17 protein-coding genes and 1 pseudogene are annotated in these 22,497 nt (G+C 60.5%); 4 read left to right on the top strand and 14 right to left on the bottom strand.

Annotated features, from left to right (window positions below; genetic code table 11):
- Nucleotides 1-52: 52 nt before the first annotated feature.
- The 9 genes from QM612_RS05370 to QM612_RS05330 form a co-directional block, all read right to left on the bottom strand.
- The gene (locus QM612_RS05370; protein ID WP_415252866.1) at nt 53-775 is read right to left on the bottom strand and encodes a M48 family metallopeptidase; all 723 of its coding nucleotides are present in this window, start codon (nt 773-775) and stop codon (nt 53-55) included.
- 2 nt (nt 776-777) lie between these two features.
- A complete protein-coding gene (locus QM612_RS05365) occupies nt 778-3,876 on the bottom strand; it encodes a type I restriction endonuclease subunit R (RefSeq protein ID WP_415252865.1) in 3,099 nt (1,032 codons plus the stop codon).
- Nucleotides 3,861-4,898 carry a Fic family protein gene (locus tag QM612_RS05360; RefSeq protein ID WP_415252864.1) on the bottom strand — a complete coding sequence of 346 codons (1,038 nt, stop codon included), beginning with the start codon at nt 4,896-4,898 and terminating at the stop codon, nt 3,861-3,863. Before QM612_RS05360 ends, QM612_RS05365 begins: the two co-directional genes overlap by 16 nt.
- Nucleotides 4,856-6,751 carry a restriction endonuclease subunit S gene (locus tag QM612_RS05355; protein ID WP_415252863.1) on the bottom strand — a complete coding sequence of 632 codons (1,896 nt, stop codon included), beginning with the start codon at nt 6,749-6,751 and terminating at the stop codon, nt 4,856-4,858. The genes QM612_RS05360 and QM612_RS05355 overlap by 43 nt, the downstream gene beginning before the upstream one ends.
- Nucleotides 6,748-7,761: a virulence RhuM family protein gene (locus QM612_RS05350; protein WP_415252862.1), complete on the bottom strand. Its 1,014-nt coding sequence runs from the start codon at nt 7,759-7,761 to the stop codon at nt 6,748-6,750. Before QM612_RS05350 ends, QM612_RS05355 begins: the two co-directional genes overlap by 4 nt.
- Nucleotides 7,758-10,154, bottom strand: a complete 2,397-nt coding sequence (locus QM612_RS05345; RefSeq protein WP_415252861.1) for an N-6 DNA methylase — start codon at nt 10,152-10,154, stop codon at nt 7,758-7,760. The genes QM612_RS05350 and QM612_RS05345 overlap by 4 nt, the downstream gene beginning before the upstream one ends.
- A 283-nt stretch (nt 10,155-10,437) precedes the next feature.
- Entirely contained in the window at nt 10,438-11,055 is a 618-nt protein-coding gene (locus QM612_RS05340) for a hypothetical protein (RefSeq protein WP_415252860.1), read from the bottom strand.
- A 64-nt stretch (nt 11,056-11,119) separates the two neighbouring features.
- A complete protein-coding gene (locus QM612_RS05335; RefSeq protein ID WP_415252859.1) occupies nt 11,120-11,956 on the bottom strand; it encodes a nucleotidyl transferase AbiEii/AbiGii toxin family protein in 837 nt (278 codons plus the stop codon).
- Complete coding sequence (locus QM612_RS05330; RefSeq protein WP_415252858.1) at nt 11,956-12,795, bottom strand: type IV toxin-antitoxin system AbiEi family antitoxin domain-containing protein; 840 nt, start codon at nt 12,793-12,795, stop codon at nt 11,956-11,958. The genes QM612_RS05335 and QM612_RS05330 overlap by 1 nt, the downstream gene beginning before the upstream one ends.
- A 148-nt stretch (nt 12,796-12,943) precedes the next feature.
- Here QM612_RS05330 and qatA point away from each other — a divergent pair, with 148 nt between their 5' ends.
- The 4 genes from qatA to qatD are packed head-to-tail and all read left to right on the top strand — an operon-like array spanning nt 12,944 to nt 17,901.
- The gene (gene qatA, locus QM612_RS05325; RefSeq protein WP_415252857.1) at nt 12,944-14,902 is read left to right on the top strand and encodes a Qat anti-phage system ATPase QatA; all 1,959 of its coding nucleotides are present in this window, start codon (nt 12,944-12,946) and stop codon (nt 14,900-14,902) included.
- On the top strand, nt 14,902-15,771 hold the full coding sequence (gene qatB, locus QM612_RS05320; protein WP_415252856.1) for a Qat anti-phage system associated protein QatB: 870 nt from the start codon (nt 14,902-14,904) through the stop codon (nt 15,769-15,771). The genes qatA and qatB overlap by 1 nt, the downstream gene beginning before the upstream one ends.
- Nucleotides 15,768-17,132, top strand: coding sequence for a Qat anti-phage system QueC-like protein QatC (gene qatC / locus QM612_RS05315; RefSeq protein WP_415252855.1), 1,365 nt, complete (start codon nt 15,768-15,770; stop codon nt 17,130-17,132). Before qatB ends, qatC begins: the two co-directional genes overlap by 4 nt.
- 13 nt (nt 17,133-17,145) lie before the next feature.
- Nucleotides 17,146-17,901, top strand: coding sequence for a Qat anti-phage system TatD family nuclease QatD (qatD, locus tag QM612_RS05310; protein ID WP_415252854.1), 756 nt, complete (start codon nt 17,146-17,148; stop codon nt 17,899-17,901).
- Nucleotides 17,902-18,197: 296 nt separating this feature from the next.
- Here qatD and QM612_RS05305 read toward each other — a convergent pair whose 3' ends face one another.
- The 5 genes and pseudogenes from QM612_RS05305 to trbL all read right to left on the bottom strand — a co-directional run.
- On the bottom strand, nt 18,198-18,470 hold the full coding sequence (locus tag QM612_RS05305; protein WP_415252853.1) for a DUF2274 domain-containing protein: 273 nt from the start codon (nt 18,468-18,470) through the stop codon (nt 18,198-18,200).
- Nucleotides 18,467-19,675, bottom strand: a complete 1,209-nt coding sequence (locus tag QM612_RS05300) for a TrbI/VirB10 family protein (protein ID WP_415252899.1) — start codon at nt 19,673-19,675, stop codon at nt 18,467-18,469. Before QM612_RS05300 ends, QM612_RS05305 begins: the two co-directional genes overlap by 4 nt.
- 44 nt (nt 19,676-19,719) lie before the next feature.
- Entirely contained in the window at nt 19,720-20,700 is a 981-nt protein-coding gene (gene trbG / locus QM612_RS05295) for a P-type conjugative transfer protein TrbG (RefSeq protein WP_415252852.1), read from the bottom strand.
- Nucleotides 20,697-21,404 carry a conjugal transfer protein TrbF gene (trbF, locus tag QM612_RS05290; protein ID WP_415252851.1) on the bottom strand — a complete coding sequence of 236 codons (708 nt, stop codon included), beginning with the start codon at nt 21,402-21,404 and terminating at the stop codon, nt 20,697-20,699. The genes trbG and trbF overlap by 4 nt, the downstream gene beginning before the upstream one ends.
- A gap of 47 nt (nt 21,405-21,451) precedes the next feature.
- Nucleotides 21,452-22,450 (bottom strand): annotated as a pseudogene (gene trbL, locus QM612_RS05285) (P-type conjugative transfer protein TrbL); the annotation flags it as partial.
- Between the last annotated feature and the right edge of the window lie 47 nt (nt 22,451-22,497).

Genomic DNA, 22,497 nt, shown 5'->3' with positions numbered 1-22,497 from the left:
GCGTTTGTTTTTGCGTGGGATCACAGCGTGTTAGGCGATAGCTGACGGAAATTCAACACTCCCATGCCTCATGCCGAACCGGGAGTTGATTCAATTCATGCCTGATCTGTCGCCAATGCGGCATGACCTGATCCATCAATGACTGGAAGCGGGCGTTGTGGCTGGGTTCCAGCAGGTGCGCCAGTTCATGGACGAAAATGTATTCGAGGCAAGCGGGCGGCTTGCGGGCAAGATCGGTATTGAGGCGCACGTTGCCGCTGTCCGGGTTGCAACTGCCCCACTTGGTTTTCATCCGTTGTACCAGCACACGGGCAGGCTTCACGCCAAGGATCGGTTGCCACTTTGCAAGCAGGGCAGGAATCTCGGCGCGGAGCTTTTCGCGATACCAGCTCTCCAGCAAGATGTGCTTTCTTTCGACATCGCTTCCAGGACGAACATGCAGCTCAATGCTGTTGTGGCGCAGCTTCACTGATGGCACCGCATCTGCCTCGACGATTTTCAGCAGATACCGCCGCCCCCACAGGTAATGGCTTTCGCGGTTGAGGTACTCGCGAATCGTTTCCCGCTCCTGCGCACGCAGCTTGCGCTGCTGGCTCTTGATCCAATCCAGCTTGGTGATGGCGTACACACGAATCGTGTCCAGCGCCATGCCCATAGGCGCAGAGATACGCACATGCCCATCGGGCGGATACACGCTCAAGTGGACGTGCTTGATGTCCTTCCTGATCACGTCAGCCTGAAGCTCGCCCAGCGTGAGGGTATTGCGCCGGGTCACCCTCAATACTCCGGCTGCGCCACGATGATCTGGAACATGCGCTCGACCTCGGCATCGTCTTGCAGGATGTCCCACAACGCCTGCTTGATGATGTTTTCACGGGGCAAGTGGCCACGCCACGCATTGGGTCGAACGCGCTTGATGGCCTCGTCGATCTTCAGCGCCAATTCCAGCGGCTTGGCATCGGAATCCGCCACACCCTTGGCACAAAGATTGTTGAACAGCGCCCGCTTGCCGTGGGTATCCAATGCCTGCGGCGTGTCACTGGCCTTGCCTTCCTGCATCCGGACGGCAAGCGCCTGGATTTCCTTCAGGTACTCCTCGTAGCCCAGCGCCTGCTCGCGTCGCTTCCTGATGATTTCATCCAGCAACGCCGACATGCGCGCGAAATAAGCCGGGTCGGTGAGGTGATCTTTGACGATCTTGCTGCGCACATTGTTTTCGATGGTTTCGGCCACCGATTCACGATCCTGCACTGCGCTTAGCTTCCTGGCGATGGCATCGGCAATACCGGATCGCACGATCAAGTCCAGCAAGCCGATGCTCTCGAACTCGGAAATATTCCTTGGCTCGTCGGCCTTGATGTAGCTGTCGATCAAGTGACGCATGTCGGCCTCATACGGCTTGAGATCGAGGGTTTCCCCGGAAGCCAATCGAATGATCTCGCGCAGCTTGACGTTACGCTCCATGGTTTCGGCGATGTCCTTCTGCCGCTCCGGGCTGTATCCAGCAACGTCCAGTTCGTCTGCGATCGCGCCATAGGCACGCAGCAAATTGACAACGGCCACGTAGAAGGCCACGCGCTGCGGCTCGTGTTCCTTCAGATCGCCGGGGATTTCGGTATTGCCGCAGAAGTAATGGATGTATTGCAACTCGCCCTTGGGTGGCTCCACCTTTTCCAGCAGCAGGGACAACGCCTCCAGCGCGGCATCCAGCCGTTCCTTTCCGGTATCCAGGCGGGATTTCATCATCACGTCCGGGCTTGCACCGCCAGAACTGGTGTCCAGTTCGGACGAGTACACGGCAATGGCCTTCTCGACTTTCTTGAACAAGTCCTTGTAATCGACGATGTAACCGAACTCCTTGTCCTCGCCATCCAGCCGATTGGTGCGACAGATGGCCTGGAACAGGCCGTGATCCTGCATCTTCTTGTCGATATAGAGGTAACTGCAGGAAGGCGCATCGAAGCCGGTGAGCAGTTTGTCCACCACGATCAGCAGCTTCATGCTGGCGGGGGAGTTGATGAACCGCTCCTTGGCCTTGTCCTCAAAGGTTTCGGTCTTGCTCTTGCCAGGCTGCGCGACAACGTCCTTCAGCAGTTCCGTGTAAGTGTTGTAGACGAACTGCTTGTCGGTCTCCGTATTTGCGCCGACTTCCTCCCTGGAAACATCTCCGGCCTGCGGGTTGTAGCTGGTGATGACCGCGCACTTTCCCTTGAACGCCGTCTTCTGGAACAGCTCGAAATACTTGCAGGCTTCAAAGATGCTGCCCGCCACCAGCATGGCATTGCCGCGCTCGCTGGACAGGCGCGGCTTGGTGCCGAAATCGAACACGATGTCGCTGACCACCCTGTCCATGCGCGAGCGCGAGGACAGCACGTTCTGCATCGTGCCCCACTTCTTCATCAGCTCCTTCTTCTGCCAGTCGTTCAGTCCCTTGGTCTTGGCCTCGAACCACTGGTCGATCTTTTCCTGCGAGCCGAGTTCCTGGTCGATGTCTCGCGCCTCGTACACCAGATCGAGCACAACCTTGTCTTCCACCGCCTCGCTGAACTTGTAGGTGTGGATGTAGCTGCCGAACACTTCCAGACTGGTGGCAACGTCCTTCTTCAACAGCGGCGTGCCGGTGAAACCGATGAATACCGCATTGGGCATCAGCGCCTTCATCACCTTGTTCAGCCGCCCGCCCTGGGTGCGGTGGCATTCGTCCACGAACACGTACACATCGCCCACGGCCTTGCCGGGCTGGCCTTCCAGTTCCTTGATGAAGGCATCGAAGTCGCCGTCGCTCAAACCCTTGCCTTGACCGAACTTGTGCACCAATGAGCACAGCAGACGCGGCGAAGGTTGCGCCAGTTGCGCCATCAGGTCGCGCCCGCTGCTGCTGCGGTGCACGGTTTCACCGGCGGCGCGGAAGACCTGCTCGATCTGCTTGTCCAGCTCGTCGCGGTCGGTGATGACCGCAACGCGGGCCGCCGGATTGTTTTCCAGAATCCACCTCGCCAGCAGCACCATCAGGATGGATTTGCCCGCACCCTGCGTGTGCCAGATGATGCCGCCCTGCTTGCGCCGCACATGCTCTTGTGCGGCCTTGATGCCGAAATACTGGTGGACGCGCGGCAATTTCTTGATGCCGCCGTCGAACAGGATGAAGTCGTGCAGCAGTTCGATCAGGCGCGATTTTGCGCACATCTTCAGCAGGTACTTGTCCAGCTTGTAGCCGCTGTTGTCGGCTTCGTCTTCCTTCCATGTCAGGTAGAACTTCTCCGGCGTGCCGATGGCGCCATATTGCAGGCCCTGCGCATCGTTCCCCGCGAACAGGATCTGTACCGTGCTGAAGAACCACTGGTTGAACTGTTCCTTCTGGTTGGAGAGCAATTGGCGGATGCCCTCGCCGATGCCGACCGAACTGCGCTTGAGTTCGATTACGCCGATGGCAATGCCGTTGACGTACAGCACGATGTCCGGCCTGCGCTCGGCATTGCCGATCAGGGTGACTTCTTCTGCAATGGCGAAGTGGTTCTTTTCCGGCTGCTTCCAGTTGATGAGCTCGACGTTCTGGTATTCGGCGTCGCCAACGGCCTTGACCTGCACGGGGTAGCGCAGCATCTGATAAACGGCCCGGTTGTTCTCGTACAGCTCGCGCTGCGGGTGGTTGGCTTCGGTATTGAGCTTGTGAATGGCCTGGCTGATGTGTTCCGGCCGATAGCCGGCCTCGGCCAGGTACGCCTTCAGCAAACCATCCTCGACGTTGCTGTTGTCCCGATCCGACCAGTCGCCCAGATGCGCATAGCCAAGTTGGTCGCGGAATAGCGCGGCCACGCGGTTCTGGGTGATGCGTTCGGGTTTTCCCGGGTAATCGCCGTTCACAGCACTCGCCATTTGCCCCCCTTGTCCGGGCCCACGCGCTCCAGTCGCCCGGATTCACGCAGGATACGGATGGCGCGATGGATCGTGATTTCCGCCTTGCCCAACTCGGCGGCCAACTCCGGGACGGTCAGGGCCGGGCGCTTGCCCAGCAGCTTCAGGATTGCTTCCGGCGTACCGAGCGGCTTCTTCCCTGTCGTTTTCCCTATCGCTTTCCCTGTCTTCCTGCCACTCGCCTTCGACACGGCATCATGGATTCGATCAAGCATGAAGTGCACGAAGGGGGCGCAGTCCGATGCGGCGGTACTGTCGTTGATCGCCCTGTAGTACCTGTCTTGCCGCTGGTGCACCAAGCTTTCCACCGGCAACCACGCAAAGGCGGGCTGCCACTCGCTGAGGATAAGGGTTTGCCACAGCCGCCCCATGCGCCCGTTGCCATCGGCGAACGGATGGATGAACTCGAACTCGTAGTGGAACACGGAGCTGGCAATCAGCGGATGCTCCCGGGTGCTCTTGAGCCAATCGAACAATTGACCCATCAGTCGAGGCACGCGGTTGGCGGGTGGAGCCATGTGCACCACCCGCGTTCCGGCCATCACGCCGATGCCGCTGGTGCGATAGGTGCCGGGATGATCAAGCAAACCGCGCATCAGTTGCTTGTGCGCAACCAGCAGATCGCGCTCGCTGCTTCCCTTCCACTTTGACAGGTGTTCGTAAACGGCCAGCGCATTGCGCGCTTCCTGCAATTCACGGGGCGGAGCCAGCACGGTCTTGCCTTCGAGGATGCCGGTGATCTGCTCTTCACTGAGGGAATTGCCCTCGATGGCCAGTGATCCGGTGATCGAGCGAATGCGGTTGATGCGGCGCAGGCGCAAATCCATGCCGTAGTTCGCCTGTGCGCTGAGACGGCCAATCTGCTCGGCGATGCGCGCCACCAGCGAGATGATTTCGCTGGTGGGGGTGAACGGCGGCTGGTAGGCACGCTTGGACATGTCTATTGGCAACCCTGCGGTACAAAGCCCATTGCGCGCATCCATTCCAATGCCTTGCGCCAGCGCTCTTCTTCAATTTTCCGCTTGTTGTCATGCCAGTGGTTGAGCACTTGGTCAACGATGGAATCGTCACTGGTGTCGGCGTTCTTCGCCAGCAGGTCACGCCATGCTTCGTACAAGGTAGCAACGATTTCGCACTGTTCGGACTTGGCGCTCTTGAAGGCGTCGATGACCTTATCGAAGGCCGAAATTGAGTCGGCGAAATAGCGATCGAAGTATTGTTTGTGGTCGCCGCGCTTCTCTAGGGGGACGTACTGATATCGCTTATCGACCTTCTGCGCCTTGAACCATTTGCTCTTCTCCATCTGGCTGTCGATGGAGCGCAGCGCGCGATTGTCGTAAGGGCCGGCGGCGTCACGGTGATAGTGCGCGTCGATATTCACTTTGCACATGTGCTCGGCCAGATAGATAAGTTTCTGGAACTTGACGTGACCGAAAGTCGGCTCGGCATGCAGGCGCTCGACGATTTCCGCAGCGAACACGCTGCGTCGGAAATGGACGTTGGCTTTGCGCTCGACGGGTTTGACTTCCGACTTTTTGAAGGGAACGACGTTGGATGCAGGCTGCACCAATCGCGTCCTGCCAGTCAGCAGTTCGTGCATCATGCCTTGCTTGAGCAGGCGGGTCTTTTCGCGTCGCTGTTCCAGCGCGGCGAGTTCGGCGTCCGTATCGCTCAAAACCTCCGCAATCGCGGCTTGTTCTTCGATGGGCGGCAACTCGAATTCGAGCGATTCAATGCTCGAAGGCGTAAGGTTATTAATGCTTGAACCAGCAAGAAGATTTGCGATGTATTGGCGATATTTTCCTGTCTGGAACAGATAGAAAACGAAGCGCTTTTTGGCCAAGCCTTTCACTGAACGAAAGACCCCCATGAATGCGCCGAATGTGTAATCGAAACCATCAGCAACACTGAAGTAGCCAGCCTTGCCAACCAATGCCCTGCTTCCGTTCGCCATGCAAATAAGCACGTCGCCTTCTTTCAGTATCTGATGGTCTGCAACACGATCAGCGTTCACGAATTGAACGTCGCTCGTCACCACCACGGCATCTTGGACATTGTTCGAGCGAAGCAGTCGCTTCGTAATTTCTGTGTCATGCAGGAACAAATCTGCGTCACCGTTGTAAGAAACGCCACGCAAGCATTCTCCAACATCCCCCAACCGCTTCACTTCCCACTGTCCCGCAAACCCCGGTAGCCGGGTCTTGCCGGTGAGCAGTTGCTGCATCGCCGCCTGCTTGAGGTCGCGCTTCTTGGCGATGAGCTTGTCAAGGCCGGACAACAGCGCATCCACATCGCTCAAGGCGGTGGCGATGGCGGATTGTTCGGAGAGTGGTGGCAGTGCCGCTTGGATTTTGGCAACACCACCCAAGCTCATGCCAGCCTTCGCGCCATTATCGGTTGTCGCACGAAAGTTTCGTTGCGCTGCATCCGCCGCCAGAAAGTAGCTGACAAATTTCCCGTTTGCCCGCGCAGGATTGAGCCGTACCAAAGCGATGTGCTGATTGATGTATGCGGGCAAAGGAACGGTCGCATCGACGTAGCTCGTGATGCCGATATCCGCGGTGATTGAAATCAGAACATCGCTCTCTCGTAGCTGCGTTCGCACGCCTTCACTTGAATCTGGCGGAATACGAACGAACTTGGAATCCGCAAGATCGAGATAAATTGACTCCCGCGACATGTTCGTGATTCGCACAAACAAGTCACCGTGATCGGCATAGAACTCAGCCCAACCACGCGAACCACTGGTGACAAAAGGATTCAAGTCACCGAGCGAGTGAACTTCCCAATCCTCAGGAATCACCCCCACTTCGGTTTGCTTGTAGCCCGGCTTCATGGCTTGCCTTCCAGCTTGCGCTGCGCCTGTTTCACCGTTTCCAGATAAGCGGCCTCTACCTTTGAGGGCAGTGCGTCCTGCTGCGAACGGTATTTGGCGTATTCGGATTCAGCCCTTTCGATGGCCTGCTGGTGACTCACCTTGCCCGCGCCGTCCAGCTTCTTGCCGCCCATTGCCACAATGAGCGTATCCAGATGCGCCAGCCAATCCTTCATATAGGTGGGTTCGTGGTTTTCTGCACGGAACTCGGCAGCGTCAAAGTAGGCGGAAACCAGTGTGTTCAAGCGGCGCAGCTCACTTGCTTCCAGATAGTTCTTTGCCACTGGAATATCGGCCTTGGTCGGCTTGTCGCCAGCGAATGACAGCAGACCCATAAATGGCTTGCCCGCATCGGCACGCGCGGCAATAACCTCGGCGGCGGTGTGACCGTGCGCGGCGTAGTGCAGTTTGTTCTGCACGGTTTTGAAGAACAGTGTGCTGACCTCGCTGCGGGGGTCGTAGTCCACGCTGGTGGCGTACAAGTCCAGCACCTGCCGGTACAGCACCTTCTCGCTGGAACGGATGTCGCGAATGCGGGCGAGCAGTTCCTTCCAGTAGTTGCCGCCGCCCAGGTTCTTCAGGCGGGCATCGTCCATGGCAAAGCCCTTGCGGGCGTATTCGCTCAGGATTTCCGTTGCCCAACGCCGGAATTGCGTGCCGCGCCCGGATTTCACCCGGTAGCCTACGGCGATGATGGCTTCCAGGTTGTAGTGATGCAGGGCGCGGCTGACCCGTCTTGTTCCCTCTTGGCGAACTTGTAAGTAATCCTTACAAGTTGCCGCCTCGTCCAGTTCGCCTTCGGCGTAGATGGCCTTCAAGTGCAAGGTGATGTTCTGCGGCGTGGTCTGGAAGAGGTCGGCCATCTGCGCTTGCGTCAGCCAAACCATCTCGCCATCCAGCCGCACCTGCAACGCCAGCGCGCCATCCTCGCGTGGATAAAACAGGATTTCGCCCTGGGGTTGCTCGCTCACGGTGCCACCCCCATCCGGTGCAGGTGTTCGCTCACCTTGGCCGACAGCGCCGCCACTTCATCCATCAGCACCGGCAGTGGTGATTCGTAGCGAAGCGCCAGTTCACGCACGCGGGCGGTGAGGGCTTGCGAAACGCGCTCCACTTCCCCTGCGATGGCCGACTGCATCGCAGCCAGCCATTTGTCTTCTACCACCAGCGTCTTGATTTCATCCGTGGTGAGTTGCGGGTATTTCTCATAGGCCACCTTGTCCAGGTCGGCTTCCTGCTCCTTGAGCTGCTTTTTCAGTGCGGCTTCTTCGGCTGATAGTTCTAACCACTTTTTCAGCACGGCCAACTCGTCGGCGGCCTCCGTGTCCTTGCCGATTTCCCGGATGCGATCTTTGACCTGCGCGGCGTTGATCTTGTCGAAGCCGGCAAGCGCCATGTCCTCGCCGCCGTGTTCTTCCTCGAATTCGGCCACGGCGCTGCTGGCGGCTTCCAGTTTGGCGGCGGTGGCATCCACGGCTTGCTGCTGCGCGGCGAAGTAGCGGGCCACGATGTAGCGCTTGGGAATCAGGTCGCAGGCCCAGCCCTTGTCCTTTTCCTGCCCCTTCTTGTTCTTCTCGATGATGCGTTCCGGTTTTGCCACCCAGCCATCGGCGGAAATCAGGTAAGCATCGTCCTGCATGGTGTCCGCCCAGTAATCCATCAGGTGCTGATAGACCGCATAGGCATCCAGCAGGGGCTGGCCCTGGTAGTGGTGCAGCAGGCTTTCGGAAAGCGTGCGCCCCTCCTGCTTGGGGTGGAAGCCCGGCTTCAAGGCCTTGAGCGTGGGCGTCACTGCATCGCGCCACGCTGTGTAGTGGGCGTCCATCTTCTTGCGGTACGCGGTGAACTGCGGGTGCTGGAAGATGGCAGGCTTGATCGCATTCTTCTCCACCGCCAGTTGCAAATAGCCATCCCGCAACGGCTGGAACAGCGCCGCCTTCAATTTCGGGCACACCTTCCAGTAGTCGCGCAGGGCGTCCACATCGGCCTGCGGAATCCCGCCGTGCAGGTGGCCGGCGATGTCCTGAATGTCCTCGGCCTGGGAACTGTCGATGTTGCGCGGCAGGTTGAGGTTGTAGTCGTTCTTCTTCTCGATTTCGTCGAACCCGACCATCCGTGCATAACCATCCACGTCCTGCATGTTGGTAAACACGTCCACGATGCGATGGATGTCCCGCTCGCGCAGCCGGTTCTTGGGGCCGTCCTTGATGAAGCCCTGCGAGGCATCGACCATGAAGATACCCTTGCGCGCTTTGGCATGTTCCTTGTCGATGACCACGATGCAGGCCGGGATGCCGGTGCCGTAGAACAGGTTGGCCGGCAGGCCGATGATGCCCTTGATGTAACCGTGGCGGATCAGGTTGCGGCGGATGTCGGCCTCGGCATTGCCGCGGAACAGCACGCCATGCGGCAGGATGCATGCGCCCTTGCCGGTGGATTTCAGGCTGCGGACGATGTGCAGCAAGTAGGCATAGTCGCCCTGCTTGGCCGGGGGTACGCCGAAGGTGGAAAAGCGGTCGAAGGGGTCGTGTAGCGAGAGGCCAGTGCCCCAGCGCTTGTCGCTGAAAGGCGGATTGGCGACCACAAAGTCGAAGGTCTTGAGTTTGTCGCCTTCCAGAAACTTCGGATTGACGATGGTGTTGCCCTGGGCGACCAGCGCGGTCGGGTTGTCGTGCAGGATCATGTTCATGCGCGCCAGACCACTGGTGGCTGCGTCCTTTTCCTGCCCGTACAAGGTGACTGGCGTAGGCGCGGCATCGCCGACCTTCAGCAACAGGCTGCCGGAACCGCAGGTCGGGTCGTACACGGTGGTGGCTGCACTGGTCTTGGCGCTGCCAATGCCGATCACGGCAGCAAGGATGCGGCTGACTTCGGCAGGGGTGTAGAACTGGCCCTTGCTCTTGCCGCTTTCCGTGGCGAAGTGGCGCATCAGGTATTCGTAGGCGTCGCCGAGGATGTCGTCGCCATCGGCGCGGTTCTTGGAGAAATCCAGATCGGGGTTCTCGAAGATGGCGATCAGGTTGGTGAGCCTCTCCACCATTTCCTTGCCGGTGCCGAGCTTGCCGTGGTCGTTGAAGTCCGGCATGTCCGCCAGCTTGTTGGCGGTGGCCAGCGGGTGGGTGATCTTCTTGTTGATCTGGTCGCCAATGTCGGCCTTGCCCTTCAGCGCAACCATGTCCCTGAAGCTGGCGCCCGGCGGGATGGTGATGGGCGCGTAACGCTGCCCGGCGTATTTGTCGCTGACGTACTTGATGAACAGCAGCACCAGCACATAGTCCTTGTACTGGCTGGCGTCCATGCCGCCGCGCAGTTCGTCGCAGGCGGCCCAGAGATGGGCGTAAAGCTCGGATTTCTTGATGGCCATGCGTTCGGGCGATGCATTGGAGCGACCTGAACGATTGTAGCGGCGGGCATCGCAAAACCTGCGATTTCGGCAGGTTGCTGCTATGCGTTTTTGGCCCACCACCTACCGAAAAGCTGGCGCACCTAGCTGATATACCGGGAATTCTAGGACAAAACGAAGAAGTCGGGGTACGCGATCCGACTCACTTTTCGGGAGCCTGGACTGATGCGAAGCCGGAAGCGGCATCAGCGGCACGGACATCGGTTTGCTCGGCAGGCGTCGGCCATCTTCTTTCGCAATCATCTTAGCCCGAAGGGCGCTTTACAAGCGTGTTCTCCAAGTGTCCACGCATGATCGCGAGGCCAGGACCTCCCATCTGCCCAAGGTAATGCACATACGGCTCGACGCGTGCCAGTAACCGCAGGCCGCGCTGCTCGAAAGCGCGGCAATCGAAGTACGGCGAGATGTTGTCTCGGTACAGCTCAACGCCTTGAGCGAAGTAGCCCAGCACCTTGACATAGCTCTGCAGGGTCGTCCGAAAGACCTGCTCGCCGGAACTAGGCAGGGAACTCGCGCCATTCAGCACGTCGCCCAAGGTTACATCGGATGTTAGGTGCTGTGCCTCCATTGCTTCCAGATCGCGCCCGATCTCGATCAACATCCGCACGTGCTTGTCTTTGAGATCGCCTTGAGCGACCTGTTCGAGCTGGTGATTCTGCATCAGCAGCGTAAGCACCAGCCCAGCGACCGTAAGAAACGCCAGTAGCGGGCCAGCGGTCCCACCGAAGTAGGTGCCAAACGAAGTCCAATCATCGATGGTGATTGCAGCGAACGGCTTGCCGAGTGCATTGAAGTAGATCCATCCCGTGCCGGCGATGATGACCAGCGCCACGAGTACAAAGATTAACGCGATCCACTTCATATGCATCCCTTTTCGGCCCGCACGGCAGCAAACAGATCGCGGCCATAGCAGTCAGCCATTGACGCTACGGCCTTGGAAGGCCAGCAGCACGAATCGTCCGTTGCACTTCACGGAAGACATTATCGAACGCAGGCAGCTGGCTCATCTGATGTGTGAGCCGCCCTGACCAAAGTCGTCGCAAGCGATCTTCTTTGCCAGCGACTGCTTGTTCCAAGCCAACAGCCGTCCGCTGCCTGAAGGCAAGCTTCGCGTCCAGTTCTGCACGCAGTTCGTCCAAGCGCAAGTCGGATGATCCAAGCAGGTACCAGAGATCATAAAGATCGCGGGGTTCATTACGCGCACGGTCGCTTAGTGCAACGAGCTTTTCGACAACAATTTCCTCGATCGCGTAGACCCGTACCGTCCCCGTCTCGGGCAGATCATCGAACGCCTCATAGATACGCAACACGGGCCGCTCTTGCAATGGGAAGCACAGCACTTCATTGATAGTGACGTCGACTTTGACATCGTTGGAGGCTGGCAGCGGCCCCTGGTAACGCAGATAGAAGGTGTGACTGTTCTGGTGACCGTGCCGATCCTCTCGATCGAAAGCGATACGCAACCCAGACGCCGTTTCGATCGAGGCAAAGATCTCAGCGAAGCCTGCAAGAATCTCCTGGAGCGTGATCGGCTGACTCAGCGTGAAATCCAGGTCCTCGGAAAAACGGTAATCTTCGAACCAGCAGCGTCGCAGCGCGGTTCCACCTTTGAAGACCATGACTTCACGCAAGGGATGAACCGCCAATCCGGTGAGGAACCAGGCCAAGACGTAGTCGCGCTCAATGACCGACTCTGGAATGCGTCGTCCGCCCGCAGTGGTCAATGTGTTGGCGATTCTGGAGATGCTGCGTTGAGGGATCATCAGCCCAACCTCACGGCATCGAACTCTTCTGGCGTGATGTTGAGTTGAAGCCTCCAACGCGAAACGAACTTGCCTTCCGACGGCATCATCGGGTCCAGCCGCTGGTAGGTGGCTGTCAGTTTGGCGCGTAATGTTTCCAACTGGTCGGCATCTGCAAGCTTGTATTGTTCCAGCAGAAATCCAAGTCGTCTAAATACGGCGCCTACGTCGATTCTCAACGCATAGTCCACCAGCCGGTCAACCTGGATGGTATCGCGCTTCATCCACAGGCCTTTCGCGATCTCGGTAATGCCGCCGGCGTAGGCCGGATGCCGCAGACCATCGATGATGGTGCGTTCCATGTCGCTGATCATCACGAAGCGCTCCTTATCGACCCAATGCTTGGTCACCCCGAAATTCTGTGCGTCGTTGATATGGATGAACCGAAAGTCGTAGCCGCCCACGGTCTGGGGTCGGACGCGTCGGGTGCAAGACGTATAGATGGTGAAGTTGGGCTGCGTCGTCATCCGGTGCAATTCGAGCGCCGTGGCATGAGACAGGAAATAGACAGCCGTCCCAGCCAGCTCGCGCGCGATCAAGTAGGGATTATCGATATGTTCGGTAGCACGGCCCAGCTCGAAAGGCACAAGGTTGTATAGCCCGGGTTTGAGCCGGGTGACCAAGCCACGCTGCTGAGCCTTGTGGACCAAGCTGCGCGCCGAGCCCGTTGACAGACCGGTAATGGCTTCGACATCGGACAAGGTGAAAGTCGACCGGCCTCGCTCATAGAGCTCGGTGAACAGCTGTGCCGCGCGCGGCCCCAGCGTCTTGGTGGGGGCATAGTCATGTTGTGTGGTCAATTCGCGCCCCTTCAGGGAACGTTATGAACGTAAAATATAACTGTCCTTATAACGAATGGCAAATCCGTCCCTCATCAGGGAACGAATCCATCGCTTAATATAACGATGTAAGATGAAGGCAGCTACGGGGATGCGGGGGGGGGAACACATGATCCTGGCCGACAATGAAACCAAGGTCGATCTGCTGAATAACGAGGCGATCGCCACCACCATCATTGGCTTGCTTCAAGAGCGTCCCGATCGCCCCGTCACGATCGGCGTTCATGGCGACTGGGGAGCAGGCAAGTCCAGCGTTCTGGAAATGATCGAAGCCGGCTTCGACGGCAACGATAAGGTGCTGTGCCTCAAGTTCAACGGTTGGCGCTTCCAAGGCTTTGAAGACGCCAAGATCGCCCTCATCGAAGGCATCGTCACAGGGCTAGTCGAGAAACGCCCTGCACTGACCAAGGCTGGCACCGCTGTCAAGGATGTGTTCAAGCGCATCGACTGGCTGAAAGTCGCAAAGAAGGCCGGTGGCTTGGCCTTGACGACGTTCACCGGAATCCCCACGCCTGAACAGATAAACGGCATCGTCCGAGCACTCGAAGGAATAATCGCTGATCCCGGGAAACTCGCGACACGCGAGAACATCACCGATGTCATCGATGGCGTGAAGTCGGTATTGAAGCCGGCGGATACCAAGAACGTACCGGAGGAAGTCGAGGAATTCCGCAAGGCGTTCGATAAGCTCCTGAAGGAAGCTGGCGTCGAACAGTTGGTTGTGCTGATAGATGACCTCGATCGGTGTCTGCCGGACACTGCCATCGAGACGCTCGAGGCAATACGCCTGTTCGTATTCACCGCACGAACCGCCTTCGTAGTCGCGGCCGACGAGGCCATGATCGAATACGCCGTGCGCAAGCACTTCCCCGATTTGCCGGAAACCACCGGTCCGCGTGACTACGCGAGAAACTATCTTGAGAAGCTCATCCAAGTTCCGTTTCGAATTCCGTCATTGGGTGAAGCCGAAACACGTATCTACGTCACCTTGCTGTTGGCCGGCGCGGAAGTCGGGGAAAGCGACGACGGCTACAACGAACTCATCAAGGTTGCCCGCGAGCGGTTGAAACGGCCGTGGGCCAGCGAGCCGCTGGACAATGCAATCGTGAACAAGACATTGGGTGACAATGCAAAGAAGGCGCATAACGCGTTGATGCTAAGCGATCAGATAGGGCCCACGCTGGCAAGCGGCGCAAAAGGAAATCCGCGACAGATCAAGCGCTTCCTGAATGCACTCCTGTTGCGTCAGCGCACCGCGGATGCACGGGGCTTTGGCGACGAGATCAAACTACCAATACTGGCCAAGCTGATGCTTGCTGAACGCTTTATTCCAAGCTTGTTCGATCAGATTGCTACTGTGGCCGTAACTCATGCCAAGGGCCACTGCGAGGATCTAGCACTGCTGGAAAAATCCCTGACAAAGGTTGACGCTGGTGCAACGAGCTCCAGCACGAAATCCAAATCGACGGACGAAGGGAAGGGATCGAAGGCGCCGGCCACGGCACCGGAAAGCGTTGTTCTAGCAGAATGGAAATCGTCGCCGGCAATCCTGGCGTGGGCGAACGTGCAGCCTTCACTCGCCGAAGTTGATCTTCGCCCCTATCTGTTTGCCACCAAGGACAAGAAAGACTACTTCGGACCCGCATCCGTACTTGGCCATCTTGCCGTGGTCGCAGAAAAGCTGCTGGGTGCGAAGCTATCAGTGCAAGCGCTGGAACCAGAACTGAGGTTGCTCGCACAGCCTGAAGCCGAGAAGCTGTTCGAGGCGGTGCGCGCCAAGATCATGAGTGGCGATACCTTCGACACCCAGCCTGCGGGAATCGACGGGCTGATTGTCTTGATCAAAGCGCAGCCAAGCTTGCAGGGCAAGCTACTGGATTTCCTTGAAGCCTTACCCAGCAGCCGGTGCGGACCTTGGGTGGTTGGAGGGTGGCAGTCGATTCTCAAAGAATCCGACGCCAGGAATCGGTTCGATCAATTGTTGGCGGGCTGGGCCAAAGTCACGAACAACCCGATGCTGAAAGCAGCCGCGGAAGGCACCAGCAAGACATCAGGGAAGAATCGCTGATGGGAACCTCTACAGCATACGGTGGTCCCAGCGGCGGCACGCCCCTGATTCCTTCCTGGCTTGGTTCGGGCGGTGGCGACAGTAATCCACCCGTCCCGGATGGCAATGGCACCGGCGGTGATGGCCCACCACCTCCACCTGGCCCGCCTCGCCGCCCCCCTTTGCCCGCACCCGCTGATCCCGGCCGATTCACGGGCGCACGAACCAGTTTCACCCGGTTTGCGAACTCTGGCGGTAGTGACCGGGTCAATTTGGGGCGCGCAGTCTCACGTTATGTCTCAACCGCATCGGGGGGCGCAAGAAAGGCCGCCCAACGCATGGGGGCATCCAGAAGTGCCGGCACTAGGCTGCTCAGTTTCCTCTCGGATGCACAGGCACGCGGTGTTCGGGAAGCCCTGAAGACGCTCAATCTGGAGAACCTTGCCGGCCAACCTATCGACCAGGTATTCGTTGGCTTGGCCGAATACATCTGTCCGGGTGCAGGGACGGTCGATGAGGGGATCGCACGCGAAGCTTTTGTCGAGACCATCATCGAGCTGACGACCGTGGGGATCACCGATCTTGATGCCTTGACGCCCGACCAGATGCAAACCGTGTTCGAGCTTTATGCGACTCATGCGATCGAGGCGAGATTGTGTAACGACATCGGCACCAAGGCGATAACCGTCCCAGCCGATGCCCGAGCTGCGCTCCAAGTCCAGAAGCAACTGCGCGATTTCATTCGGAACGGCGTCAGTGACGCTTTGTCTGAAGTGCGTGCGACGACTCCCAATCTCACCCAAGATCGTATCCAGTCGTTCGTCGATACAGTTTACGAACGCTCCTTCGCAATTCTCCAAGCCCTAGGCGATGCGGAGGCGGATCAATGAAAAGGCACGTAATCGTTGGCCGCTTCGGCCCCGGCGACCGCTCCCCCGTTCAAAGCGCCGACGATGAACAAGTTACGCGTTTGGACCTTGTTGCCGGCGACAGGATGCTGGACCACGGGATGGGCGGCGCATTGACTAGCTTAAAGCGCCTCGACGTGACCCCCTCTGAGATGGGTGTCGACCTATTGATTCTTGCTGCCCATGTTCATGCGGCCGATACGCGGATATCGCGCTCAGAACAATCGCAAGATTCCTGGACACGCGAGATCAGATTGGTGGTTCCTGTCAGCGACCCGGCTCGCTGGCACGCGGCGAGTGGAACACTGGTCCAGGCGTTGAACTTCTTGACTGGTGATCGCTGGACCGTGGGCTTTCGAGCCAGACCTCGCAAGTTCAACAGCATCATCACATCACCCGCCACGCTCCTTCCACCGCCTTTCGATACTGTTAGTTTGTTCTCCGGCGGGTTGGATAGTCTCGTCGGAGCCATCGATCTCCTTGAATCCGGAATGACACCCCTCTTGGTCAGTCATGCTGGGGACGGCGCGACTAGCGATGCGCAGAACCAGCTGTTTGATCAGCTAAAGAGGCACTACAAGAAGTCTGCATTCGACCGACTACGTGTCTGGATGGCCTTCAGCACGCGACTTGTGAAAGGCGTATCTATCGAGAACAGCACGCGGGGCCGGTCATTCCTGTTCTTCGCACTTGGTGTGTTCGCTGGGACGGGCTTGGGCTCCAGATTTACGTTACGAGTTCCGGAAAACGGCCTCATTGCGCTTAACGTTCCTCTCGATCCGCTGAGGCTCGGATCCAACAGTACGAGAACCACGCATCCCTTCTATATAGCCAGATGGAACGATCTACTCAGGGAAGTGGGGATCGATGCTTCGATCGAGAATCCGTATTGGAACAAAACGAAAGGAGAGATGGTTGCCGAGTGCGCCAATCAGGACATTCTCTCTGACCTTACTGCTGAATCTCTGTCCTGCGCGCATCCCTCCAATGGCAGGTGGAAGGGACGTGGCATCGAACATTGTGGATACTGCCTGCCGTGTTTGATCCGCCGTGCTGCCCTCGATGCTGCTTGGGGGAGTGGTGTTGACGCCACGATTTACACCGTCCCCGACCTTCACGCACAAGTACTGGACACGCGCGAATCGATCGGCCAGCAAGTTCGTTCGTTCCAGTTCGCCATCGAACGAATGCGGGCACAACCAAGCCTTGCGAGGCTCCTCATCCACAAGCCGGGCCCGCTCACCGATGAGATGCCAAGGCTGGACCAACTGGCCGGCGTCTATCGGCGTGGCCTCGATGAAGTCGCGCGCTTAATCGATGGCGTCGAGACAAAACCGGTCTGACAGTGATGCACCTATGATCGCGCTCAATGGTCTTGTGGACTTTCACTGTCATCTTGATCTGTATCCCGATCACGAGGCGGCCATTCTCGAAGCAGAAGCGGCTGGTGTCTTCACCCTAGCGGTAACGACCACCCCGAAAGCATGGCAACGCAATCTCGAGCTGACCAAGGCCACGCGTTATGTACGCGCGGCACTCGGGCTGCATCCCCAATTGGTCGCGGAGCGGTTCCACGAATTGCCTTTATGGGATGCACATCTCCCAGAAACGCGTTATATCGGCGAGGTGGGCCTAGATGCTGGGCCACGCTATTACCGTTCGTTCGATCTGCAGAGAAAGGTCTTCGGCCACGTTCTACGCGAATGCGCGAAAGCCGGAAACAAAGTCATTACGGTGCATAGCGTTCGGGCAGCAAAGGCCGTTCTTGATCATATCGAAGCTCATCTTCCTGCCGACCGTGGAAAAGTAGTGCTGCATTGGTTCACTGGCACTAAAAGCGAATCACGACGCGCCATTGAGATGGGTTGCTACTTCTCGATCAATTCTGCCATGTTGGACAATGAGCGCCATCGCGAGATGGTTTCAACTATTCCGCTGGACAGAATCCTCACTGAGACCGATGGCCCATTCACCAAAACCGGCGAACGTCCCTCTAGGCCATCGGACGCGATCATCGCCGTGACGGCTCTCGGACAACTGCATAATATTCCACCAAATGAGGTTGCCGTGACAATCCGAAATAATTTACGTCGACTATTGGGCGAGCCGTAACAACCAGCTGCAGCGCAGGCGACCTGCATAGGTTTATTACCCTGTATTTGGCAACGATCTGTCATGTTGTTCGACTAGCGCCAGCACTTCCTCCACCCGCCACACGGTGATGTTAGGCCCGAGTGTACGAATGGGCTGAGGGTAACGGCCGGATTTCACTCCCGCCCACCAAGTCGAGCGCGACACGGGAATGATTGCCGGCACCGCTGGCTTCCCGCGATGCGCCGGTCGACCGATGATCTGGTGCAGACGAAGATAGCCGGTTACGGGCAGCGGATAGGCCGTGGGTTCGTCCGCTAGGTCGAATGTGGGTGCCGGTAGCCTAGCCGCCGCGTTGCGGGCCATGCGACGCCCCCCCTCCGCTTGAAGGCGCGGTCCCGCGCCATGAAGGCTTCCAGCATGTGCGGCACCAGTGTCGGTGCATCGACCGGCTCGCCGTAGATCTGTGCATGCAGGGCCGCGTAGCGTTCGAGGTCGGCCTGCAGCGCCTTGGTGCAGTTGAACGAGTAGCGCACGGTCTCGGTCTTGGGCAGTGGCCCGAGCCGCAGCTTGGCGTTCGGTGCGTTCATGGCAACTCGTCCCGGTTGAAAAACATCGGCTGATAGGGGCGCAGCACCAGGTCGCGGTTGACGATCACGCGGACCGGCGTTCCGGGCCGGACCGTCAGCGTCGGCTGCACGTTCAAGTTGCGGCGGGTCAGCTCCTGGCCGACCTGGTTGATCGAGTCCTGCACGCTGTCGCGGCCGGCGATGACGATGCGATTGCCGTCGGTACGGTTCTCCGGCGCCGCCAATTCGGCGCCGACGCCCAGCAGCGTCGTCAGCGCGGCGCCGGCGAGTAGCCGGCCCCAGTGCCGGTCCACGCCGTCCTGCAGCCCGGCGAAGCCGGCGGCATCGGCGCCGACCAGACCGTCCAGATCGAACGAGGACGTGTCCGGCTGGATCACCCGGTTCCAGACCACCTGCACGCGATCCTGGCCGAGGCTGATCTGGCTGTTGTAGCGCCCGAGCAGGCGCGATCCCTGCGGGATCAGCACGTGCTGCCCGGTCGCGGTGTCGTAAACCGGCTCGGTCACGGTCGCGATAGCGTCGCCGGGCAAGTCGGAACGCAGCCCTGTCACCAGCGCCGCGGAGATCACCGTCCCGGCCATGACCTGATACGGCGAGGCCGGCTGCTGCAATGCGCCGGCGCTGCGGGTCGGTGCCGGGCCGGCGTTCGCGAGGAACGCCTCCTTCTGTGCCTGCGCGTTCTGCATCGTGGCGGCATCCGCCGCCGGCGACGCCATCGCGGGCGGCGCAAGCCCCGTTAGCAGCGCGCCCATGTCCGCCGTCGGCGGCATCGCCGCGGGCGGCGACGGCGCGGTGGCCGTTTCCGTTGGTCCGTGCTTGCCGGTCTGGAAGAACACCGGCGAGCCGGCCGCTTCCGTGGCTTCCTGCTCGCGAAGCAGGGCGGCATTCTCCGGCGACATGGGCGGCGCTTCGCCCTGCGCCCGCAGCATCGCCGGTCCGAGGTCGCCCGGCAGCGGCGGTCCCAGCGTCGGCGGTTCCGCCTTCGGCGGCAGTTGCGCGTAGTCGCTCGGCAGCTGCTCCAGGTTCTCGGCGGGGGTGATGCGCTCGGTGTTGTAGCTGGTGTCCGGCGTCGCGCGCTCGCGGCGATGCGGCTGTAGCGACCACAACAGCGCGATGCAGACCGCTGCGGCCAGCCCGCCGCACAACACGATTAGTACACGCCGATTCAGGCGCGTGACCGGGCGTGGGGCCGCGCGCAACGTCATCTGCTCGGGCGGCGCTTTCGCAGGCCCGGCGGGCGCCGGCGCGCTCACGACCCGCTCCGCACGCCGTCGGTGCGCTCGATGCGCACCACGGTGCCCTTCTTGCCGCCCAGCCGCAGTTCCGCCGCGCCGAACAGCCGATCGACGATGTAGTACGGCGCGCGGAAGCGATAGTTCACCAGCTGGCCGTCGCCCTGCGCGCCGATCACGAACAGCGGCGGCAGTTCGCCCTGCGCGATCCCCGCCGGAAACTCGATATAGACCTTCTGCCCGTCGTCGAAGGCGCGCAGCGGCTTCCACGGCGCAGCGTCGCCGTGGATCGCATAGCGGAAGCGCAGGTTCTCCAGCGACAGGCCCGAGGCCACGGGGGCCGTCGCCTGCGCCTCGCGGGCCTGCCGCTGCAGCGCCAGCAGTTCGTCCTGCGGATATTCCCAGGACGCCGAGGCCATCCACGTCCGCTCGGTGGAGGTCAGCTCCAGCAGATAGGTCCGGCGGTTGGTGGTGATGACGGCATTGGTCGTCAGCCCGGCGCGGCGCGGTTTGACCAGCACGCTGACGCGCCGGTCGGCGCCTTGCCCGCTGGAGGTATCGCCGACGATCCAGCGGGCGGTATCGCCCGCCGCTACCGTCGCCAGTTCCTCGCCCGGCTGCAGTACGATCGCGGTGACGCGACCCGGACTGGCATAGACCTGGTACAGCGCGCCGTCGGCATACGGCCACACCTGGATCGCGTTGACGAACCCGTCGCGCGAGGGCGTCACCCGCGCCTCGGCGTTCGCCCGCGATACCCGCACGGCGGCATCCGCCGGTTCCGGTTTCGGTGCCTGCTCCGGCGATGGCTTGAGCTGTGCCGGCAACGGCAGCGGCTCAGGTACGGCGACTGGCCGCACCGGCGCCGGCGGTTCGGGCAGCGGTGTCACGAGCACCGGCGCGTCAAGCGCCACGCTCGGCGCCGGCTTGCCCGACGATGCGCAGCCCGATCCCGCGGCCAACGCGGCGGCGGTCAACAGGGATAGGACGATTTTCATGGTGTGTTTCCTCCTTCACCCGCGTCGAGTTCGCGACTCCACGACAGGCCGTTGACGTAGATGCCCAGGGGATTGCGGCGCAGCTGCTTCTCGGTGCGCGGCGTCTGCAGCACGTAGGACAGCACCGCGGTCCAGCGCTGGGTGCCCGCCGGCGCGCCGTTGACATAGCGCCGTTCGGTCCAGCGGACCTGGAAGGACGATTCGCTGGCGCGCACCACGCTGGTCACCTGCACCGTCACCGACTCGCGGCCGACGCGCGCGAACGGATCGTTCGCCCGCGCGTAGTCATTGAGCACGGATGCGCCGCGGTCAGTGGTGTAGCCGTAGGCGCCGAGCCAGTTCTGCCGCACCACCACCGGGTCGATGGACAGCGAGCGGACCTGCTCGATGAAGCGCGACAGGTGGTGCGCGAGCTGCGCGTCGGTCGGCTCGTACTGGCTCGCCACGGCGGCGACGGCGCGCACCTCGCCGCTCCCGTCCACCTCCACCACATACGGGGCGACGGTCGATTGCGCCGAGCGCCAGACCAGTCCGCCGGCCATGCCAATCGCCAGCCCGAGGCAACCGAACGCCATTAGCCGCCAGTTCCTGGCCTGTACGCGTGGCTCGCCGATGCGCCGGTCCCACTCCAGGCCGGCCGCCTGGTATGGCGTGACCGGCGCCGGCGTCTCGGCAAACCGTACCTGCGGTCGCTTGAATCGCATGCCTCTCTCCTTCAATCGTTCGACGGATCGCGCACGCGCGGACCCGGCCCGCCGCCACCGCCGCTATCGCCACTGCGCAAGGTGTGCGCGACGGTCGCGCCCAGATGGGCCAGCCGGTGCTTGAGTCGTGTCGCCCACGCGGGCGCGGCCTTCCCGGCGGCGTTGACACCGCTACCGCCGGCTGCTGCGCCGGCGGCAGCGCCCACGGCGGCAGCGGTGCCAGCCACGCCGAGCGCAGTCCCGGCCATCGCACCGGCGCCGAGCTGGGGTGCACCGGAGACCAGGCCGGTCGCGATCCCCGGTCCGAAGATCCCGAGCGCGAGCAGCGCCATCGAGGCCAGCATCACCGTCAATGCGTGGTCGATGGTCGGCTCGGCAGGCACCATTTGAAATTCTGCGAACAGGCCCGACCCGATGCCGACGATCACCGCCAGCACCAGCACCTTGATCCCCGAGGAGACGACGCTGCCGAGCACCTTCTCGGCCAGGAACGCGGTCTTGTTCCAGAGCGCGAACGGCACCAGCACGAAGCCGGCGAGCGTCGTCAGCTTGAATTCGATCAACGTGACGAACAGCTGCACCGCCAGCACGAAGAAGCTGACCACGACCACCAGCCACGCCAACGCCAACACCGCAATCGGGTCGAGGTTGTCCATCACCTCGGGGAAGCCCGACAGCTGGCCGATCTGGTCGAGAATGGGCTGTCCGGCATCGACGCCGACCTTCGCCAGTCGCCCCGGCTGCAGGAACTCGGCCTCGCTGATCGTCGATCCCGACGCCATCAGGCCGAGCCCGGCGAACGAACGGAACAGGATGCCGGCCAACGAATTGAAGTTGCCGATGATGAAGGCGAAGGCGCCGACGTAGAGCACCTTCTTGATAAGGCGGCCGATCACGTCGTCCTGCCCGCCCATCGCCCAGAACAAGCCGGCGAGCGTCACGTCGATGACGATCAGGATGGCGGACAGGAACGCGACCTCGCCGCCGAGCAGGCCGAAGCCCGAGTCGTCCGCGACCTCCGTTCCGTCACCCGATTTCCCACCCACCGCGCCGGCGTCGCCGGCGGCGCAGCGCCCGCCCGTGGCGGGGCGCG

It is taken from the genome of Thermomonas sp. (assembly GCF_047606765.1).
Lineage (GTDB): Bacteria > Pseudomonadota > Gammaproteobacteria > Xanthomonadales > Xanthomonadaceae > Thermomonas.
This window is presented reverse-complemented; position numbering and strand designations above follow the sequence as displayed.

Excerpts from the sequence above, each read along its gene's own strand:
- QM612_RS05335 (WP_415252859.1), bottom strand. The coding sequence starts at position 11,956 with ATGATCCCTCAACGCAGCATCTCCAGAATCGCCAACACATTGACCACT.
- qatB (WP_415252856.1), top strand. The coding sequence starts at position 14,902 with ATGGGAACCTCTACAGCATACGGTGGTCCCAGCGGCGGCACGCCCCTG.
- QM612_RS05300 (WP_415252899.1), bottom strand. The coding sequence starts at position 19,675 with ATGACGTTGCGCGCGGCCCCACGCCCGGTCACGCGCCTGAATCGGCGT.
- QM612_RS05360 (WP_415252864.1), bottom strand. The coding sequence starts at position 4,898 with ATGGATGCGCGCAATGGGCTTTGTACCGCAGGGTTGCCAATAGACATG.
- qatC (WP_415252855.1), top strand. The coding sequence starts at position 15,768 with ATGAAAAGGCACGTAATCGTTGGCCGCTTCGGCCCCGGCGACCGCTCC.
- qatD (WP_415252854.1), top strand. The coding sequence starts at position 17,146 with ATGATCGCGCTCAATGGTCTTGTGGACTTTCACTGTCATCTTGATCTG.
- trbF (WP_415252851.1), bottom strand. The coding sequence starts at position 21,404 with ATGCGATTCAAGCGACCGCAGGTACGGTTTGCCGAGACGCCGGCGCCG.
- QM612_RS05355 (WP_415252863.1), bottom strand. The coding sequence starts at position 6,751 with ATGAAGCCGGGCTACAAGCAAACCGAAGTGGGGGTGATTCCTGAGGAT.
- QM612_RS05340 (WP_415252860.1), bottom strand. The coding sequence starts at position 11,055 with ATGAAGTGGATCGCGTTAATCTTTGTACTCGTGGCGCTGGTCATCATC.
- qatA (WP_415252857.1), top strand. The coding sequence starts at position 12,944 with ATGATCCTGGCCGACAATGAAACCAAGGTCGATCTGCTGAATAACGAG.
- trbG (WP_415252852.1), bottom strand. The coding sequence starts at position 20,700 with ATGAAAATCGTCCTATCCCTGTTGACCGCCGCCGCGTTGGCCGCGGGA.
- QM612_RS05305 (WP_415252853.1), bottom strand. The coding sequence starts at position 18,470 with ATGAACGCACCGAACGCCAAGCTGCGGCTCGGGCCACTGCCCAAGACC.
- QM612_RS05365 (WP_415252865.1), bottom strand. The coding sequence starts at position 3,876 with ATGGCGAGTGCTGTGAACGGCGATTACCCGGGAAAACCCGAACGCATC.
- QM612_RS05345 (WP_415252861.1), bottom strand. The coding sequence starts at position 10,154 with ATGGCCATCAAGAAATCCGAGCTTTACGCCCATCTCTGGGCCGCCTGC.